At 68.9% G+C, this 18,446-nt stretch carries 12 protein-coding genes and 1 tRNA gene; 4 read left to right on the top strand and 9 right to left on the bottom strand.

The features are described 5' to 3' along the window. Positions 1–87: 87 nt before the first annotated feature. The 4 genes from BQ8420_RS26060 to BQ8420_RS26045 form a co-directional block, all read right to left on the bottom strand. A complete protein-coding gene (locus tag BQ8420_RS26060; RefSeq protein ID WP_087102191.1) occupies positions 88–1,395 on the bottom strand; it encodes a hypothetical protein in 1,308 nt (435 codons plus the stop codon). A gap of 321 nt (positions 1,396–1,716) precedes the next feature. Further along, positions 1,717–2,322, bottom strand: a complete 606-nt coding sequence (locus BQ8420_RS26055) for a chaplin family protein (RefSeq protein ID WP_087102189.1) — start codon at positions 2,320–2,322, stop codon at positions 1,717–1,719. 167 nt (positions 2,323–2,489) lie between these two features. Then, positions 2,490–3,521, bottom strand: coding sequence for a hypothetical protein (locus BQ8420_RS26050; RefSeq protein ID WP_087102187.1), 1,032 nt, complete (start codon positions 3,519–3,521; stop codon positions 2,490–2,492). 213 nt (positions 3,522–3,734) lie between these two features. After that, positions 3,735–5,054, bottom strand: coding sequence for a M20/M25/M40 family metallo-hydrolase (locus BQ8420_RS26045; RefSeq protein WP_087102185.1), 1,320 nt, complete (start codon positions 5,052–5,054; stop codon positions 3,735–3,737). Positions 5,055–5,212: 158 nt separating this feature from the next. Between BQ8420_RS26045 and BQ8420_RS26040 the strand changes: the two genes are divergently transcribed. The 4 genes from BQ8420_RS26040 (at position 5,213) to BQ8420_RS26025 (ending at position 11,434) form a co-directional block, all read left to right on the top strand. Further along, positions 5,213–5,297: transfer RNA gene (locus tag BQ8420_RS26040), tRNA-Leu, on the top strand. A 241-nt stretch (positions 5,298–5,538) separates the two neighbouring features. Then, positions 5,539–6,735, top strand: coding sequence for a DUF418 domain-containing protein (locus BQ8420_RS26035; RefSeq protein ID WP_087102183.1), 1,197 nt, complete (start codon positions 5,539–5,541; stop codon positions 6,733–6,735). Between the two features lie 165 nt (positions 6,736–6,900). Beyond that, the gene (locus BQ8420_RS26030; RefSeq protein WP_235006508.1) at positions 6,901–8,451 is read left to right on the top strand and encodes an alpha/beta hydrolase; all 1,551 of its coding nucleotides are present in this window, start codon (positions 6,901–6,903) and stop codon (positions 8,449–8,451) included. A gap of 454 nt (positions 8,452–8,905) precedes the next feature. Then, entirely contained in the window at positions 8,906–11,434 is a 2,529-nt protein-coding gene (locus BQ8420_RS26025; protein ID WP_087102179.1) for an excinuclease ABC subunit A, read from the top strand. 129 nt (positions 11,435–11,563) lie between these two features. Here the strand turns inward: BQ8420_RS26025 and BQ8420_RS26020 are convergent, their stop codons facing one another. The 5 genes from BQ8420_RS26020 to BQ8420_RS26000 all read right to left on the bottom strand — a co-directional run. Further along, positions 11,564–12,415, bottom strand: a complete 852-nt coding sequence (locus tag BQ8420_RS26020) for an FkbM family methyltransferase (protein ID WP_235006507.1) — start codon at positions 12,413–12,415, stop codon at positions 11,564–11,566. A 412-nt stretch (positions 12,416–12,827) separates the two neighbouring features. Further along, positions 12,828–15,080, bottom strand: coding sequence for a Geosmin synthase (locus tag BQ8420_RS26015; protein WP_087102175.1), 2,253 nt, complete (start codon positions 15,078–15,080; stop codon positions 12,828–12,830). A 61-nt stretch (positions 15,081–15,141) separates the two neighbouring features. Beyond that, positions 15,142–16,407, bottom strand: a complete 1,266-nt coding sequence (locus tag BQ8420_RS26010; protein ID WP_087102173.1) for a 4-hydroxy-3-methylbut-2-enyl diphosphate reductase — start codon at positions 16,405–16,407, stop codon at positions 15,142–15,144. A gap of 27 nt (positions 16,408–16,434) precedes the next feature. After that, on the bottom strand, positions 16,435–17,472 hold the full coding sequence (locus tag BQ8420_RS26005) for a family 2 encapsulin nanocompartment cargo protein polyprenyl transferase (protein WP_087102171.1): 1,038 nt from the start codon (positions 17,470–17,472) through the stop codon (positions 16,435–16,437). An 11-nt stretch (positions 17,473–17,483) separates the two neighbouring features. Further along, positions 17,484–18,446, bottom strand: a 963-nt coding sequence (locus BQ8420_RS26000; RefSeq protein WP_143847575.1) for a family 2B encapsulin nanocompartment shell protein, incomplete at its 5' end; no start/stop codon positions are given.

The raw sequence follows: 18,446 nt of genomic DNA, 5'->3' as shown, positions 1-18,446 counted from the left end.
AACGGTGGGACGCACTCCCTTGGTCGGGCGGGTGACCGTGTCCGGATCACACCCCCGCGCGGGTCCATCGATGGACCCGCGTTGGTACTACAGGCCGAGGCCCGCGGCGCCCAGCACCTCGCCCACCGGGTCGACCGAAGGCACGTCGGTGGACTCGGGCAGCTCGGCGGCGCGCTCCGGAGCGTGGTCCGCCACGGCCTGGTCCGCGGTCTCGCTCAGGTCGTAGTCGACCGGCAGCATCTCGGAGACGGGGACCTCGGGCAGCTGGTCGACCAGCGGCACGCTGTCCAGCGCGGAGGCCTGGGACTCGGTCTCGGCGCTCTGGTGCACGACCTTGGAGTCGGAGTCGGTGGTGCTCGCACCGGCGACACCGGCCACGGCGCCGACGGCGTTGCCGGCCGCGTTCACGGGAACGTCCGCGTCGGCGACGAGCTGGTTGCCGCCGGCCAGCGAACCGTTGCCGGAGGTCGCGATGTCCTCCTCGACGTCCTTGACCACGGCGTCGCTGTCGGTGGCGGCCGCACCGGCCACGCCGCCGACGGCACCGACCGCGTTGCCCGCGACGTTCACCGGAACGTCCAGGTCGGCGACCAGCTGGTTGCCGCCCAGCGCGGAGCCGTTGCCGGAGGTCGCGATCGACTGGTGCTCGCGGACCGGGGCCGACTGGCGCAGCACGCCGGCGTCCACGCCGGAGGTGTCCGGCAGGATGCGGACGTTCTCGGCGGCCTCGTTGACCAGGTCGGTGGCGGTGAACTGCCCGGCCTGGTGCTCGACCGGCGCGCTCTGGTGGTGACGAACGATCGAGTCGGCGTCGGTGGCCGCCGCACCCGCGACGCCGCCCACGGCGCCGATCGCGTTGCCCGCGACGTTCACCGGAACGTCCAGGTCGGCGACCAGCTGGTTGCCGCCGAGCAGGGAGCCGTTGCCGGAGGTCGCGATGTCCTCGTGGCCGTGACCGTGACCGTAGCCGTGGCCGTGGCCGGCTTCGTGCAGGACCTTGGAGTCGCTGCCGGTGCTGGAGGCGCCCGCGACGCCGCCGACCGCGCTGATCGCGTTGCCCGTGACGTTCACCGGGATGTCGCCGTCGACCACGAGCTGGTTGCCGCCCAGCACGGAGCCGTTGCCCGAGGTGTGCACCTCGTTGTGCTGGTGGTCGATCACCTTGGCGTCGGAACCGGTGCTGGAGGCACCCGCGACACCGGCCACCGCGCCGATGGCGTTGCCGGTCACGTTGACGGGGATGTCGCCGTTGACGACCGCCTGGTTGCCGCCGAGCAGCGAACCGTTGCCACTCGTGGCGGCGTCGCTGTCGGCGAGGGCCACGCCGCTGCCCAGGGCGACGAAGCCCGCGGCCAGGAGCACGGTCTTCGCTGAGGTGCTGGCCCACTTACGCATGTGGGAAGTCCTTTCGAGAGAACGATTCGATGAGAAGGTGCTGTGCATGGGGCCACAGGCCGTTCCACATCCCTGGGTGGGATGTGGGCCTTCGACCAAGGCCGGGGATCATCCGGTCGGCTCCGCACCTGGACAGTGCGTCTTCGCCGGTCTGTTGGGTGTGGTCACGTCACGTCCTCGCTGGCTGCGCACGGACGCCCACACCTCGTCGATCAGCTCCGCTCTGGTTGAGCGGCGGCTGACGTGAACCCCGAGCACAAGGCCTTGGCCGGTGCTACGGGACTCGCGTCAGCCCCCGGACCCGAGGGCCCGGGAGTCCGATCAGGCCCGGGCCTTGTGGCGCCGGCCGTAGAAGATGAAGCCGACTCCCGCGGCGATGGCCAGGACCGCGGCGGCGACCAGACCGGTCAGGGCGCTCTGGTCGGCGCCGGTGACCGCGAGGCGGGACTCGTCGGCGGGCGGAGCCGAGGCGTCCTGGGCGGCAGCCGGGACGGACCGCTCGTCGGCGGGGTCCTCCACGACCTCCGCGAAGCGCTCCTCCTCGACCGGCTCCTCCTCGACCGGCTCTTCCTCGATCTGCTCCTCGCGCTCCTCCTCGGGGGTCTCCTCCCGCGGGTCCTCTTCCTCGGGGGTCTCCTCCTGCTCGGGGTCCTCGGGGTAGTAGCCCTCGTAACCGTCGTCCGGCCGCTCGGACTCGATCACTTCGGCGTCGCCGTCGGTGCACTCGGCACCGGCCACACCGAGCACCGCGACGGCGTTGCCGCAGACGTTGACGGGCGCGTCGACGTCGGCCTCGATCTGGTTGCCGCCACCGATGGAGCCGTTACCGCTGGTGGTGGTGTCGGCGTGGGCGGTGCCGTAGGCGGTGGTGGCGAGGAGGCCGGCGGCCACGAGGGCCGCGAAACGGGCGTGGGTTGACTGGGTCATCGGGTGTCATGTCCTTTGGTCGACGAGAGAGTCGGATCTGCCACTCGTGGACCACGGACGGTTACCCGGCGTGAAGAGCCTGGGTGAGACGCACAGCCACCTAGGAAACGGTGGGGGCGTCTGTGCGCGATGGCGCACCGACCGGCCGCGATCCTTGCGGGAAGCGGCTAGTCAGGCGAGAAGGAAGGGTCGTCCGCGGCGTCGCGCACGACCAGGGTGGGGTCGCCGGGAAGGGCGACCCGCTGGGCCCGGAGCACCATGTGGCCGGACCGGTTCATGAGGAAGCCGGCGGCACCGGGGGCCGGGAAGGACGGGGCCGACGCACCGGTGGCGTCGGGTCCGGTCTGATGGTGGGAGCCACCGCCGATGAGACGGATGCGCTCGGCGTCGTTGTTCTCCTGAGCGGTCTGCTCCGCGGCGGCCTGAGCGGCCTCCTCGGCGACACGCAGACCGATCTCGGTGACGTGGGCGGGCACATCGTGGTCGACGTGCGGTCCCATGCGCCCCGGCTCCTCGTCCACGTCCGCGTCCTCTTCGGAATCGGAACGGTTGACGGAGGAGGAGGTGACGGGATCATCCGAGTCACCGAGGAACGGCAGGCCCAGGGGGCCGCCGGACTCGGTGACGGAGTCGATCCCATGGCGGCCGACGGACTCGGCCAGTCCTGCGGTGACACCGTCGACGAGCTCGCCCTCACGCAGCGACTCGTCGGTGGCCCGAACCACGTCCTGGCCGGTTCGGCCGACACCTTCGACCAGGTCGGAGGCCCCGCGCGCGGTTCCGTCGACGGCCCGAGCGGTGTCGGTGACCGCGGTCTCGGCGACGGAGCCGACCCGGCTCTCCCGTAGGGCACCGGGGACGCCGGTGTCCTCGATCGTGGTGGCCGGAAGCGAGGTCGTCTGCGAGACGACGGTTTCGGTGGAGGCCGCGGTCTCGGCGACGGCTTCGGAGATCCGGCTCTGCCGGATCTCCTCGGTCGCGGCCTGACCCGTGCGTTCGGCGGCGTCGCCTACTCCGAGCACGCTGTCGGCGATCCCACCGGACTCGGTGCCGGTGTCACTGTGCGCGACCCCGACACCGCCGGCGAGCCACGCCACGGCGACGATTCCGAACAGGAGCAGCAGCCGGGCGTAGGCACCACGGGTGTTGCGAGCAGCGCGACTGGACGACACCAGACACTCTCGGCTCGCGAGCACCATGTGGATGCCCCCTTGTCTCGCTACTACTGGACGGTCCCGCGCGGCAATGTCGCCCGCGGTCGGACGTCGGGCCCCGAAAAGACGAGGTCACCTTCGAACTAAAAGAAACCGTAGCATCACTCCGGGTAACTACAACCGGAAAAACGAACCGCACCAAGAATTTCTCGGCGCGGTTCGTCCGGTTTCGCGGGTGGTCGTCCCGAAGAATTCCGGTCAGCTCATGTCGATGAAACGGTCCAGAACTCGAACCCCGAACTGAAGACCGTCCACGGGGACACGTTCGTCCACCCCGTGGAACATGCCGGCGAAGTCCAGCTCCGGCGGCAGCTTCAGCGGCGAGAACCCGTAGTTGCGGATCCCCAGCCGGGAGAAGCTCTTCGCGTCGGTTCCGCCCGACAGGCAGTACGGGACGGCCTTGGCGCCCGGGTCCTCCGCCAGCAGCGACTCCGACATCGCGGTGACCAGGCCACCATCGAAGGAGGTCTCCACCGCGGGAAGGTGGTGGATGAACTCACGGCTCACCTTGGGGCCGAGCAGTTCGTCGATCTTGGCGAAGTACTCGTCCTCGGTCCCCGGCAGGAAACGCCCGTCCACCTGAGCGGTGGCCTCACCCGGGATCACGTTGGCCTTGTAGCCGCCGCCCAGCACCGTCGGGTTCAGGGTGTTGCGCAGCGTGGCGCCGATCATCTTCGCGATCGGGCCCAGCCGCGCCACCGTGGCGTCCACGTCCTTCTCCTCGAAGGGGATCCCGAACTCCTCGCAGATCTCCTCCAGGAAGGTCCGGACCGTGGGGGTGAGCTGCACGGGGAACCGGTGTTCCCCGAGCCTGGCGACCGCGGCGGCCAGTTCGGTGACGGCGTTGTCCTCATTGGTCATCGACCCGTGGCCCGCGGTGCCGCGCGCGGTGAGCTTCATCCACGCGATGCCCTTCTCCGCCGTCTCCACCAGGTACAGGCGTCGGTTCTCGTTGACCGTGAACGAGAACCCACCGACCTCGCTGATCGCCGAGTCGCAGTCCGCGAACAGCTCCGGGTGTTCGTTCACCAGGTACTGGGCGCCCCAGGTACCACCGGCCTCCTCGTCGGCGACGAAGGCCAGGACGATGTCGCGCGGAGGACGGCGCCCCTCGCGCAGTCGCTGCCGCAGTGTGGCCAGCACCATGGCGTTCATGTTCTTCATGTCGACCGCGCCACGGCCCCAGACACAACCGTCCGCGATCTCGGCCGCGAAGGGGTGGTGCGTCCAGTCCTCGGCGGCGGCCGGGACCACGTCGAGGTGCCCGTGGATCAACAGCGGCGGCCGACTGGAGTCCTCACCCGTGATCCGCGCCACCACGTTGCTGCGCCCGGGGTGCTTCTCGTAGATCCGGGACTCCACCCCGACCTCGTCGAGACGGCCCACGACGTACTCCGCGGCCTTGCGTTCACCGGGGCCGGAATGGTCACCGTAGTTGGAGGTGTCGAACTCGATGAGCTCTCGGCACAGGTCGACGACCTCGACCTCCGCCGCGCTCGGATCCCTGTCTTGCGCCATCTGGCTCTCCCGTCTGCCGGCCGCACCTTTTGCCCTAGACCCTGCCACGCTCTCCCCTCGACCGAAAGCCGGCGACCCCCACCGGAAAACTGGTTCAGGGCTCCTCCGACCTTTGCTATGGTTGAACCTGTTCGGCGCTGCAAGCGCTGAGCGCCCAAGTCCGGGTGGCGGAATAGGTAGACGCGCTAGCTTGAGGTGCTAGTGGCCGTTAAGGCTGTGGGGGTTCAAGTCCCCCCTCGGACACAAAGGAAAGGCCCTGGTAACAGGGCCTTTTTTCATGCCCGGGTTGCGGCTGGACCGTCGAGCTACACGGTGCGGGGGCGGCCCTCAACGTGGACGGCTCACGAGGGGCCGTTGAGACCCCTCCGGGCCCCGATCGATCGTGTACGGCAACAGACTTCAACAAGGACGCTGACTTTGGTCGAGTGTTCCCGGTCCCTTCGACCGATATGCGGCAACGGACGGCTTCACTAGCGTCGAACCCATGTTCAGACCCATGTTCGGATCCCGTCAGCCTGCGGGCGGGCCGGCCGCACCGACGCCGAACGCAGAACGCTTGCTGGCGCCGGATCTGGCGCGGGGGTTGATGCTGCTACTCATCGCCCTCGCCCACTCCCGGATGCTGCACGCGGGGGGTCTCTCGATGGCCACGCCCTCTGGCGGTGGCCCGCTCGACGTCGCCGTCCAGTGGCTGCTGACGTCCGTCGTCGACGGGCGGGCCGCTCCCTTGTTCGGGCTCCTCTTCGGGTACGGCCTCGTGCAGATGACCCGGCGCCGCTCCGGACCCGGCGGGGACTCGGCACAGGCGCGGAGACTGATACGTCGACGCGGTGCCTGGATGATCGTGTTCGGTGTAGCCCACGTCGTCCTGCTCTACAGCGGGGACGTCATCGGTGCCTACGGTGTGTTCGCCCTGATGTTCGCCGGGGCGGTGTCCTGGTCCGATCGTCGGCTGTGGACGATCGCCGCGCTCACCCTCGTGCTCGGCGCCGCGGCCTCCGCCGCACTTCAAGTAGTCGCCGGAGCCGACACGCCACTGCCTGTAGGACCCACCCTCGTGGACAGCGCGATGCTACGGGCCAGTGCGCTCCCGGTAGTGCCGATCGCCGGACTCGCCGTAATGCCTTCGTTCCTGATCGGTGTCTGGGCCGGCCGGATGCGTGTGCTGGAACAGCCCGATCGCTACAGGCCGCTCCTGCGCGGTGTGGTGCTGATCGGGTTCCCGGTGGCCGTGCTGGGGGCACAGCCGGTCGCCCTGCAGGCCGTGGGCGTGTGGACACCGGATACCCCTGAGGTCGGCGTCGTCGCCTCGGCGGTGTTCGGAGCGACCGGCGTCGCCGGTGGGCTCGCCTTCGCGGCGGCCATCGCTCTCGTCGCGGTCCACATCAACGACCGGCGCGGCCGGGTGACGAACGCGCTGGTGGCGTGCGGCCGACGGTCGATGACCTTCTACATCGCCCAGTCGCCGGTGTGGCTGGTAGCCACCGAACCATCGCTGCTCGACCTGGGCGGCGGTCTGGGCGCCGCAGCCGCCGCCGGGGTCGCCGTCGCCACGTGGGTGGTCACCGTCGTCATCGCCGACGTCCTGCGCCGCACGGGACGGCGTGGGCCGGCCGAAACCCTCTTGCGGCACCTGACCTACCGCCCTGGGCCGGGACATCCCCGACCCGCACTGCCATAGACCGATCCCGGCAGGTGTTCGCGCCACTCTGACCGCTTCGGCCGAGCAGGGCGTTGCCGTCGCCCGCCGCCCATCCGATGGGTGCACCGAAGCGAACGGGGAAGCCACCGACGCCCTCGACAGCGCATTGAACGACGACACGGCCGACAACAGGTGAGGACGAACATGGGACGAAGGCGTAGAGCAGGCCGGAGCTGGACCGTGATGGCGCTGATCGGCCTCGCCGGGCCGCTGGTCGCGGCACCGGCCGCGGCGGACGACAGGGGCGAGGAACCGCAGGCACAGGTGGAGTGGGGCGCCTGCCCCGAGGATGTGGCGGCCGAGGCGCCCCAGATCGAATGCGGTCTGGTACCGGTGCCGCTGGACTACACCGACCCCGAGGGCCCCGAGATCGAGATCATGGTGTCCCGGCTGGCCAGCCAGGACCCGGACCAAAGACGTGGCGTGCTGCTGTTCAACCCGGGCGGCCCGGGCGGATCCGGGCTGACGTTTCCGGCGGACCTGGTCTCTCGGGGCCTGCCCGCCGAGGTCTCGGACAGCTACGACCTGATCGGCATGGACACCCGCGGAATCGGGTACTCCGCTCCGGTGCGGTGCGGCATCGCCGTCGACCAGGACTACCGGGGCGCCATCCCGCCGTACGCGGTCGACGAGGCGGCGGTCGCCGAGCAGGCCGGTCACGCGGAGATGATCGCCGACCAGTGCGCGGACAACGACACCGACGGACGGTTGCGCCACGTGACGACGGCGAACACGGCCCGTGACCTTGACCGGATCCGGGAGGCGCTCGGCGAGCGGAAGGCCAGCTTCTACGGCGCCTCCTACGGCTCGGCGCTGGGCGCAGCCTACGCCTCGATGTTCCCCGAAGGCTCCGACCGGATCGTGCTCGACAGCAACATCGGTGACACCCACCTCGACCACGAGGGGATGCGCAGGTACGGCTTGGGCGTCGAAGAGACCTTCCCGGACTTCGCGCAATGGGTCGCCGAACGCCACGACGAGTACGGCCTGGGCGACTCATCGGAGGAGGTGCGCCGAACCTACTTCGAGCTCGCCGAGCGACTCGACGAGAACCCGGTGGACACGGACGAGGGCCCCATGGACGGCGGCTTCTTCCGGCTGGCCACCTTCGGGTTCCTCTACCACGATTCGACGTACCCCCGACTGGCGGAGTTGTGGCAGGAGGTGCTCGGCTCCGACACGGCGGCCGGGGAAGCGTCAGACGGGATCGCACCCACTGTGGTGTCGGCCCCCGGCGCCCAGCCGACGATGGGTGCCGAGCCGTCGCCCTTCGACAACAACTGGTCAGTGTTCCTCGCCGTGACCTGCAACGACGTGGAATGGCCCGAGGACGTCGGCACCTATCAGCGTAGCGTCGCCCAGGACCGGGAGAGGTACCCGCTGTTCGGCGCCGCCAGTGCCAACATCATGCCCTGCGCCTACTGGTCGCACGAACCGGCCGAGTCGCCGGTGGAGGTCCTTGACGAGGGGCCGAGCAATGTCCTGATCGTGCAGAACCAGCGCGACCCGGTCACGCCGCACCGGGGCGGGGAGATGCTCAACGAGAAGTTCGGGCAGCGGTCCCGGCTGGTGAGCGTCGACGGCAGCGGACACGGCGTCTACGTCAACGGCGACAACGCCTGCGCGCAAGACACGACCACGGACTTCCTGGTCGAGGGCGACCTGCCGCCCCAGGACACGCTCTGCCCGGCCTGAGTCATCCCTGATTCGTGACTCGGCAGCGACGCCCAGCAGTGGTATCGGCACCGCGCTCGCGGACCGGCGAGCGCACACGGCGCGAACGGGACTGACTACGGGCCGGCGTGTGCGGGTGGGCCGACCCCGGTCGTCCCGCCCGCCCCGGGGAGCGTGTGAACCCGCTCCTTCGAGCAGAGAACTCCGTCCTGCCGGACGCGCGTTCAGGAGGACTCGTGGTGGCCCGGATCGGACCACAATTCGGCGAGCCGGTTCGCGGTCCTCGGGTCCCTCCCGGCCGGGGCGCTCTTCGAGGGCCCCGACGTCCCTGCCTCGGGAAAGACCGAGGCGGGATGGGTCTGGCCGTCGTCGTCCACGGGTATGACCCGCCCCGGACCGCACGGGAACGGTCGGGGCGGCGTCGACCGGGGTCCGTCTCGACCGGCTTCGACCGACGCGGCCGTGAGGGGGCGAGATGAGTCAACGGGGTGAGGGCCATCGGGATCCGGCGGTCATCGAGGTGCGCGGCGCGCGCGTGCACAACCTGAAGGGCATCGACGTCGACGTCCCGCTGGGTGAGGTGGTCGCTGTCGCCGGTGTCTCCGGTTCCGGTAAGTCCTCGCTGGCCATGGGGGTGCTCTACGCGGAGGGGTCCCGGCGTTACATCGAGGCGCTGTCCACGTACACCCGCCGGCGTATGGCGCAAGCGGCCCGCGCCGACGTCGACCGGGTCAGGCACGTCCCGGCCGCGCTGGCTCTGCGGCAGCGACCCGGTGTGCCCGGCGTACGCTCGACCTTCGGCACCTCGACGGAGCTGCTCAACGTGGTCCGGCTGATGTTCTCCCGGTTGGGCCGTCACCTCTGTCCCAACGGTCACCGACAGCGGCCTTCGCTGCACGTGGCGACCGAGGAGCCGATGGTCTGCGATGTGTGCGGCGCCGAGTTCTACGCCCCCGAGGCCGAAGCTCTCGCGTTCAACTCCGAGGGGGCCTGCCCCACCTGCCAGGGCACCGGTACCGTCCGCGACGTCGATGACGCTTCGCTGATTCGGGACGAGGCGATGACCATCGACGACGGCGCGGTGATCCCCTGGCAGATGTTCGGCTTCAATGTGCAGCCGCAGATAGTCCGAGAGTTCGGGGTGCGCACCGATGTGCCGTGGCGGGAGCTGACCGAAGGGGAAAGGGACATCGTTTTCGACGGTCCCGAAGAGAAGAAGCACATCACCGTCGCCACGAAGAACGGTGTCCACGAACTGAACTTCACTTTTCGCAACGCCCGGCTGACCGTGACCGAAGAGCTCAAACGCGCACACGATGAGAAGCGGCTGTCCAGAGTGAGCCGCTTCCTGATCGAACACACCTGCCCGGACTGCCACGGCACGCGACTCTCGGTGGCCGCGCGCGCACCGCGGATCGAGGACCGGAACCTGGCCGACGTCACCGCCATGACCTTGGAGGACGTGGTCGATTGGGCGCCGGGCGTAGTCGATGTGACGCCCGATGAGATGCGCTCCATGGCCCGCGGTCTGGTCGACGCTCTGCTCACGATGGCGCGAAGGCTGCTCGAACTGGGGCTGGGCTACCTCTCCCTGGATCGTGCCGGGGCGAGTCTGTCCACCGGAGAACGTCAGCGTGTTCAATTGGCCCGTGCCGTGCGCAACGAGACCACGGGGGTCCTCTACGTGCTGGACGAGCCATCGATCGGGCTGCACCCCTCCAACGTCCGCGGGCTACAGGGCGTCATCGATGACCTGCTCACCGAGGGCAATTCGGTGGTGATGGTCGACCACGACGTGCAGGTGCTCCGCGAAGCCGGCCACCTGATCGAGATCGGGCCCGGGTCGGGGCAGGAGGGCGGATTCGTGATCGCCCAGGGGTCTCTGGCGGAGGTCGCTCGCAGCCCGGACTCACTGATCGGAGGTTTTCTCACCGGCCGCGAACGGGTCCTGACGCGCGAACGGGCCGATGCGGACCTGATGTTCGACCGTGGCACCTTGTTCATGCGCACCGAACCGGTGCACACCGTTCACGCCTTGGACGTCGAGATCCCGGTCGGGCGACTCACCGGGATCACCGGTGTCTCCGGCTCGGGCAAGACCACCCTGGTGTTGGAGAGCCTCGTCCCCTCCCTGCGGGCCGGCGGGTCCGCTTCCCGGCCCCGCCGGCCCGCACACGTGAGGGAGTTGGAGACCGGTGGGATCGAGAAGGTCAACATGGTGGACGCGACCCCGATCGGCATCAACGTCCGCTCCACCGTGTCCACTTATGTCGGCGTACTGGATGATGTGCGGCGCGCCTACGCGCGGCTGGACGCCGCTCGGGCCGATGGTCTGGGAGCGGGGGACTTCTCCTACAACACCGGCTCGCTGCGCTGCCCGCGTTGCGAAGGCACCGGGGAGATCTCCTTGGACGTGCAGTTCCTGCCTGACGTGGACATCGTCTGCCCGGCCTGCGAGGGATGCCGTTACGGCCCGGAGGCCGAGCGGTACACCCGTGTCTCCGCCGGGGGAACGGAGGAGTTGTCGCTGCCGAGGTTGCTGTCACTGACGGCGGCCGAGGCGATCGAGCACGTCGGCGACCTCAAGAAGGTACGTACCCGACTCCGGGCCCTGATCGACGTCGGCTTGGGTTACCTCACGCTCAACGAGGCCACCCCGGCTCTGTCCGGGGGCGAAGCGCAGCGGTTGAAACTGGTTTCGGAGCTCGACCGGCGGCAGGGGCGAACACTGTTCGTCTTCGACGAACCCACCGTGGGGCTGCACCCCCTGGATGTGCGCGTACTGATCGAAGTACTACAGAGGTTGGTGGACCAGGGCGGAACAGTGATCGTGATCGAACACGACCTGGACCTGATCGCCAACGCCGACCACATCATCGACATGGGTCCGGGCGGCGGGGCCGACGGCGGACGCATCGTCGCCACCGGAACCCCGGATGAGCTCGCGGACGATCCGGACAGCGTCACCGGTCGGTACCTGCGCGACCATCTGAGAGAACACTGAGGTCACCGTTGGTCCGAAGCCGGATCCACATCCGACGTCTCCACGGCGAGAGCCGGGGATCCACCTTCTGTGGGTGGAATGGCGAAAGCCCTCCTCGGACAGGGAAAGCCCTGTTCGGTAGGGCTTTTCTCATGCCCTGAGCACGGACGTCGGCCCGCAGGTCTCCAGGGCGCGACGCCAGGCACGGGTGTCCGACCAGAAGGCGTCGGAGGGCGGCTCGGGGGCGAAGAGCCACATGCGCTGGTCGGCCTCGGAGATCCGACCGTCGATCACGCGGCGCGCGGGCGAGGGCACCTCGTCCCCGAGCTGGTACCAGCCGTAGTCGAGCGGTCGCAGCAGCCTCATGAGACGTTTCTCGACACCGCGACCCGGCAGCACCTCGCAGAGGATCCAGGGACGGAAGGCGCGCAACGCCTTGATGCCCCCGGCGATGACCTCGGGTTCGGTGGTCTCGGTGTCGATCTTGACCACGGCCGGGACGGCACCGGTGCGCTCACACCAGTGGGACAGCGTGTCCACCCGCACCTCGATCCGGCCGACCGAGGGACGGAACCCCGACGCCAGCGAGTTCGAGGCGTCCGAGGTGGAGGAGAGCGTGAAGGAGGCTCTCCCGATCCGGTCGCCCAGGGCGCACTCCACCACCTCGACCGGGAGTCCGTTGGCCGTGGCCAGTTCCCGCGCGGCGGCCGCGACGCGCGGAGTGGGTTCGAAGGCGTGCACCGGGCGCGTGCCACGCGCGGCCGCGAGCAGGCCGTACACCCCCACGTTCGCGCCGATGTCGAGGACCGCGCCCGAACCGGCGTGGTCCAGGGCGGCGAGGAAACAGGCCAGGGTCTCGGGTTCGAACCCGGCGAGCCCCTCCCGTTCGAGCTTTCGCGGGGCCCAGAGCCCGCCCGGAACGGCGAAGGACAGGACCTCCGGCCCCGCGACGACATCGTCCTCGCGCAGAGGGAGCGCCAATTCGAAGCGGCGCTCTCTCACCCGCCTGGACGACTCGATCCCACCAAGCCCCCGTGGGAGTTCGCCGCGGACACTCCGCACCGTCTTCCGAAGCGCCGGGTGGCGTCGCACGAAGTCACGAATCCGGTTCACAAGCACAGGAACTCCCGAAGTCTGGGCGTATCGACCACGGGGGATGTGCACGGTGCCACGAGGCCACCGCAGCCCCCACTATGCCTCCGTGCGCCTGCCGTGGGCACTCATGACACGAGGGTTTCCCTCGGAGCTCACCGGGTCTTCGTTCTCTCGGTGCACCGACTCAGTCCGGGTCCACCAGGTCGAGGAAGACCCGACGGGCGCCCGGGGCCGGGCCGGCCGACTGACGCGAAAGGGGACCCCGGCGTATTCGCCGAGGTCCCCGCGCTCTGGTCGGCTCGACCATCGCGTTCACCGTTCAGGCCGGTCGAACTTCCCTCAGCATCGTGGCGACTCGGGCCGCGGAGGTGCCCAGGCCTGTGGGTGACCAGGCATAGGCGGGTGGAACGGAGTCACGCACGTTCTGTGGCGAACGCAGTCGGCGCTGCTCCGTCTCGGTGTAGCGGACGCACTTGCGGTGCCACTCCAGGATCCCCGACATCCATTCCTTCATGTCGTCGGCGTCGCGGGTGAGCACACGGCGAGTGTGCTCGTCCAGGTCAAAGTCCTCGAACAGCTTGGGCAGGTCGTTGGCGAGGAGGTGCTCGAACTGCTCCATGCGCGCCCGCATCAGGTCGGCCACGACCCTGCTCGCCTGATGACGGTCCAGGTCCAGGAAGTTCTCCACCACCAGGACCAGGTTGTGCACCTCCCCCTCGAACTCGACCTCCTTCTGGTAGGAGAACAGGTCGTTGGTGAAGCACGCGTAGTCCTGAGCCGAGGTCTCCAACTCACGCATGGTCCGGGTCTGGAAGAGATCTTCGGGTACCTCCGAGAAGTGCGCCAGTTTCGCCAGGCTCCTCGTCATGTCCGACCCGAAGGTCCGGCGGCGCATCTCCAGGTAGTCGATCGGATCCGGCACACGGTGGGCCGCCTGGTTGTCCAGCTCCCACAACCAGCTGGACGTCATGTCCTCCACCGCCTTGCGGAAGAAGGCCCGGGCGGAAGCGCTCATGGGACCGGCGGTGCGACGCCACAGATCGGCCAGACCGCGTTCCATCGGTCCGGTCGGCTCCGGGGTCGCACCGAGATCCAGCGGCATGAACTCCGAGAAGCGTTCGTTGCAGGCCCTGGCCGCCGCGAGATCGCGGGTAACGCCGAACACCACGGGGAAGTAGTCGTCACCGTAGGTGCCCCACGCCAGCCAGTCCGAGGTCAAACAGAGCTGGGGAAAGGTCCCGTCGGCGTGGATCATGGCAGCGCAGTGGGCCAGGTCCAGGCCGATGAACTGACGTTCGTCCCACACCCCACCGACCTCGACTCCTGGAACGGAGTCGAAGAAGCCCATGCTCCGGGCCCAGCCCACCGCGTAGCTTCGGGCGTCATCGATGTACCGGTTGGTGCGGATCGGGAACGGCATGTGGAGGTCCGGCACCTCCAGCGGCCCCACCCGCTGGAACACCGGTGGCGCGTGCTTGCGAACACGACGCCGTACCCCCGGCAACACCGGGCGGGCGGCGGAGGTACCCAACCCGGTGGGACCGCCGGGGACCCCGGTCGAGCGAGCGCTCACGGCTTCGTTCATGTACCGGTTGGAGCGTGCGTGCCACTCGTGTCCGCCCGCCTGCCAGTCCTGGAGTCCCTTGACGTAGTGGGCCACGCCGATCTGCGCGTGCGGGGGCACGGCGTGTCGGGTGAGCAGTTCCGGTATCTCGCCCAACGCCGTGTCCTCGAACTGCACCAGCCGTGAGGTCAGCAGATCGTTGACCACCTCGGCGGATTCCTGCGTGGAGTAGCCGAAGAAGCGCTCGAAGACGAGCACGGCGTTGGAGTTCTCTCCCTCCTCCTGGACCTCACGTTGGTAGGAGAAGAGGTCGTTGCGCAGATGCACCGCGTCGGAGAACGTGTCGGACAGGACCCTCAGGGGGCGGCTCTCGGCGATGCCCTCGGGGAGCTCCACACCCACGGCGACCTCGACGAGGTTGGCCGACCACGGCGCCCCGCCGACCCTTCGCCTCATCTGGATGTACTCGATCGGGTTGGCGATCCGGTCGCGGTCGATGTTGTCCAGCTCCCACATGGACTCGACCATCAGGTTGTGGGTGCTGGTGACGAATCGGCGGCGCCAGTCGTCCGACATCGATGGGATCGTGCGAAGCCACAGATCCGCCAGGCCCGCCTCGGCGGGGTTCGTCGGGTCGCCCGGGGGCGACCCGTCCTCGGTCATGAACGTCTCAAGGCGGTCGAGGAAGGACTGTGCCCCCGTGAAATCACGCGAGTACTTGAACCATTCGAGGAAATAGTCGTCGAAGAAGAAGACCCAGACGTACCAGTCGGTGATCAGATCCAGAGTGGGACCATCACAGTCCGGATGGGTATAGGCGCACATCAGCGCGTAGTCCATTCCGGCCAGGGCGGGCTCGTCCCAGACGAGGCCACCACCGGGTGCGGCCGAGTCGAGCATGCCCATGTTCCGAGCCCAGGCCATGCTGTGCGCGCGGGCTCGCTCCAGGTGGGGGTTGATCCTCGCCGGATGCGGCAGGTAGAAGTCGGGCAGATCGAACGCTTGCATCAGGACGCCTGTTCTCGTCGGCCGATCGGGGTCGTTGGTACGGCGGTTCGGACCGCCGTGGTCAGGAGGATCGGACGGGGAGTGGAAGAGTGAAACTCACCGTCTCGCGGGTGGTCTCGTGTTCGGAGACGCTCACCGGCCCCAGACCCGCCAACACGGTGATGACGTTCTCGACCAGGTGGTGTGGTGCCGAGGCACCCGCGGAGAGTCCCACGGTCGCCACCCCGGCGAGCCATTCGGGGCGGATGTCGTGGGCGTCGTCGATGAGGTGGGCCGGTGTTCCACAGCGTTCGGCCCGCTCCACCAACCTCAGGGAGTTGGAGGAGTTCGACGATCCGACGACGAGGACGAGGTCGGTCTCCGCCGCGATCGCCCTCAGCGCGTCCTGCCGGTTCGTGGTGGCGTAGCAGATGTCGTCGGAACCCGGTCCTCGCAACGAGGGGAAACGGGCACGGAGAGCATCGATCACCTCCTCGGTCTCGTCCACGGCCAAGGTGGTCTGGGTGAGGTAGGAGACCCGTTCGGGGTCCTCGACCCACAGGTGCGCGACTTCCTCGGGTGTCTCGACCAGCACCATCCGGCCCGGGGCCTCGCCCATGGTCCCCTCGACCTCCTCGTGTCCCGCGTGGCCGACCAGCACGATGGTGTCACCGCGCTCGGCGAACCGGCGGGCCTCCACGTGCACCTTGCCGACCAGGGGGCAGGTCGCGTCGATCACGTCCAGCCTTCGGTGATCCGCCTCGAAGCGGACCGCCGGGGAGACCCCGTGCGCGGAGAACACCACGGTGGCCCCGTCGGGGACGGCGTCGAGTTCGTCCACGAACACCACGCCCCGTTCCTCTAGTTCGGCCACCACGTGCCGGTTGTGCACGATCTGTTTGCGCACGTGGATCGGCCCGCCCCGCTGTTCCAGCGCCCGTTCCACGATCTCGACGGCGCGTTCGACACCGGCGCAGAACGACCGCGGAGCCGCGAGCAGAACGGAACGGGGTCCGGAGACCGCCGCCCAGGCCGCCACCACCTCGCGGGCGACCACGGACCCGTGGTGGTCGCCGGCGATCACGCCGATGCCCACCCCTTCTCCCGTGGTCTCCCAACACACGATCGGCGCACCCCCCGCCCCCTCCACCGCGGATCCGATGTGGAGCGGACCGCGTCTGGTCCGTACGCCACGTCGCCGCACCTCTCCTTCGATGAGGTCGGCGGCGGGACAGGGGATGCTCGGCCGGCCCTCGCGCAGCAGTACATCGGCCACCAGCACGGTGTCCGGCTCACATGGTCCGGAACCGTCCACCGTGCTCATGGAGTGTGTTCGCGTACTGGACATCCCTGGGTCTCCTCGGCACTCGGTCGATCAATGGTCACGATGGATGGCGAATCGGGCCAGGGCGCCGAGTTCCTCGGTAGGCCGCCCGACCAGGTCCGCGCCGTGGAGTTCGCTCAGGGCGCGGAGCAACAGGGTGTCGGCCTGGCCTCGGCTCCATTCACGCCCGCCCGCCGCGTCGACCAGTTCCGCGGCACGGACGAGTTCGGTGTCGGAGAGATTGCGTTCACGGAGGTAGAGGGTCGCCAACTCCCGTCCCGCCGGGGTGTCGGAGCGCAGAGCGGCCACCACGGGCAGGGACTTCTTACGGCTGCGCAGATCCGAATGGATCGACTTTCCGGTGGCCCCGGGACTCCCCCAGATCCCGAGGAGGTCGTCGACGTGTTGGAACGCCGTCCCGAAGAAGACACCGAATCGGCGCATCGATTCCACGCGGGCGCGGTCACCGCCGAACGCGGCACCGAGTGCACAGGCGCACCCGAGCAGCGCCCCGGTCTTGCCCTCGACCATGCGGACGCACTCCGCCAGGTCGACGTCGGGGCGGGTCTCGAAGTCGAGGTCCGCCGCCTGTCCGTTGATCAGCTCCAGTACCGCAGTGCTGAGCATCCGGGTGCCGTCCTGTGCCGCTTCGTGGCCGCTGGCGGCGAGCACGTCCATGGCCAGGGTGAGCAGGGCGTCACCGGCGAGGATCGTCGGGTTGGCGCCGAACACGGTCCAGGCGGTGGGGCGGTGTCGGCGCGAGACGTCGCCGTCCATGATGTCGTCGTGCAGGAGGGAGAAGTTGTGCACCAACTCCACGGCCACCGCGGCCGATACCCCCGCCTCGGGTGTTCCGCCCACGGCCTCCGCGGCCAGCAGGGACAACGTGGGCCGAATGGCCTTGCCGGAGTCCGCGTCACCCTGGACACCGTTCTCGTCGCACCAACCGAAGTGGTAGTCGGCGATGCGTCGTACGGCGGTCGGGAGGGTGTCGACGGCGGCGCGGAGGGCGGGGGTGACCAGATCACGGCCTCGCGCCAGGATCACGCTCGGCGGGTTGCCCTCCGTGGTCTCTTCGATGATGGCCATGGACATACTCCTCATCGCGTGATGTCGACGTTCTCGAGAATCCCCAGTGCGTCGGGCACCAGGACGGCCGCGGAGTAGTAGGTGCTGACGAGATAGGAGGTGACCGCCTGGTCGTCGACGCCCATGAACCGCACGTTCAGCCCGGGCTCGTACTCGTCGGGGATCCCTGTCTGGTGCAGGCCGACCACGCCCTGGGACTTCTCACCGGTGCGCATGGCCAGGATGGACGTGGTGTGGGAGTCGGAGACGGGGATCTTGTCGCAGGGCAGGAGTGGCACACCGCGCCAGGTCATCATCTGGTGGCCCTCGACCTCGATGGACTCCGGGTAGAGGCCGCGGCGGTCGCACTCTCGTCCGAACGCGGCGATGGCCCGCGGATGGGCCAGGAGGAACCGCGTCCTACGCCGACGTGAGAGTAGTTCGTCGAGGTCGTCGGGGGTGGGCGGGCCGGTCCGGGTATGGATGCGCTGTTTCAGGGCCGCGTTGTGCAACAGTCCGAAATCGCGGTTGTTGAGCATCTCGTACTCCTGACGCTCACGCAGCGCCTCGATGGTCAACCGGAGCTGCTGCTCCACCTGGTTCATCGGCTCGTTGTACAGATCCGCCACACGCGTGTGCACACGCAACACCGTCTGCGCCACACTCAACTCGTACTCACGCGGCGCACGCTCATAGTCCACGAACGTCCCCGGCAACATCGGCTCACCCAGATGCCCCGACGACAACGCGATGTCGGCCTCACCACTACGGTTACGAGGACCCCGGTCGCGGAGGTGGTCCCGAAGGTGCGCGCGGAGCGAGTTCGAGGCACGGCTCACGCGTTCGGCCGCCTCCCTCGGCAGGAGCATGACGATGCAGGGGGTGTTGGCCCTGACGCTGAAGTCCCAAAGGTGCGGATCCGCGTCGGGGTTCGGATCCGCGGTGAGGACCTCGTCGCCGAAGAACTCACCATCGGCCAACACATCCAAGACGAC

The sequence above is a fragment of the Nocardiopsis sp. JB363 genome (genome assembly GCF_900143625.1).
Taxonomy (GTDB): Bacteria; Actinomycetota; Actinomycetes; order Streptosporangiales; family Streptosporangiaceae; genus Nocardiopsis.
The sequence above is the reverse complement of the archived record's forward strand: the minus strand, read 5'-3'. Positions and strand labels throughout refer to the sequence as shown.

Coding starts and splice junctions, on each gene's coding strand:
- BQ8420_RS26005 (WP_087102171.1), bottom strand. CDS start 17,472: ATGGCCATCATCGAAGAGACCACGGAGGGCAACCCGCCGAGCGTGATC.
- BQ8420_RS26010 (WP_087102173.1), bottom strand. CDS start 16,407: ATGTCCAGTACGCGAACACACTCCATGAGCACGGTGGACGGTTCCGGA.
- BQ8420_RS26060 (WP_087102191.1), bottom strand. CDS start 1,395: ATGCGTAAGTGGGCCAGCACCTCAGCGAAGACCGTGCTCCTGGCCGCG.
- BQ8420_RS26030 (WP_235006508.1), top strand. CDS start 6,901: ATGGGACGAAGGCGTAGAGCAGGCCGGAGCTGGACCGTGATGGCGCTG.
- BQ8420_RS26025 (WP_087102179.1), top strand. CDS start 8,906: ATGAGTCAACGGGGTGAGGGCCATCGGGATCCGGCGGTCATCGAGGTG.
- BQ8420_RS26045 (WP_087102185.1), bottom strand. CDS start 5,054: ATGGCGCAAGACAGGGATCCGAGCGCGGCGGAGGTCGAGGTCGTCGAC.
- BQ8420_RS26050 (WP_087102187.1), bottom strand. CDS start 3,521: ATGGTGCTCGCGAGCCGAGAGTGTCTGGTGTCGTCCAGTCGCGCTGCT.
- BQ8420_RS26055 (WP_087102189.1), bottom strand. CDS start 2,322: ATGACCCAGTCAACCCACGCCCGTTTCGCGGCCCTCGTGGCCGCCGGC.
- BQ8420_RS26035 (WP_087102183.1), top strand. CDS start 5,539: ATGTTCAGACCCATGTTCGGATCCCGTCAGCCTGCGGGCGGGCCGGCC.
- BQ8420_RS26015 (WP_087102175.1), bottom strand. CDS start 15,080: ATGCAAGCGTTCGATCTGCCCGACTTCTACCTGCCGCATCCGGCGAGG.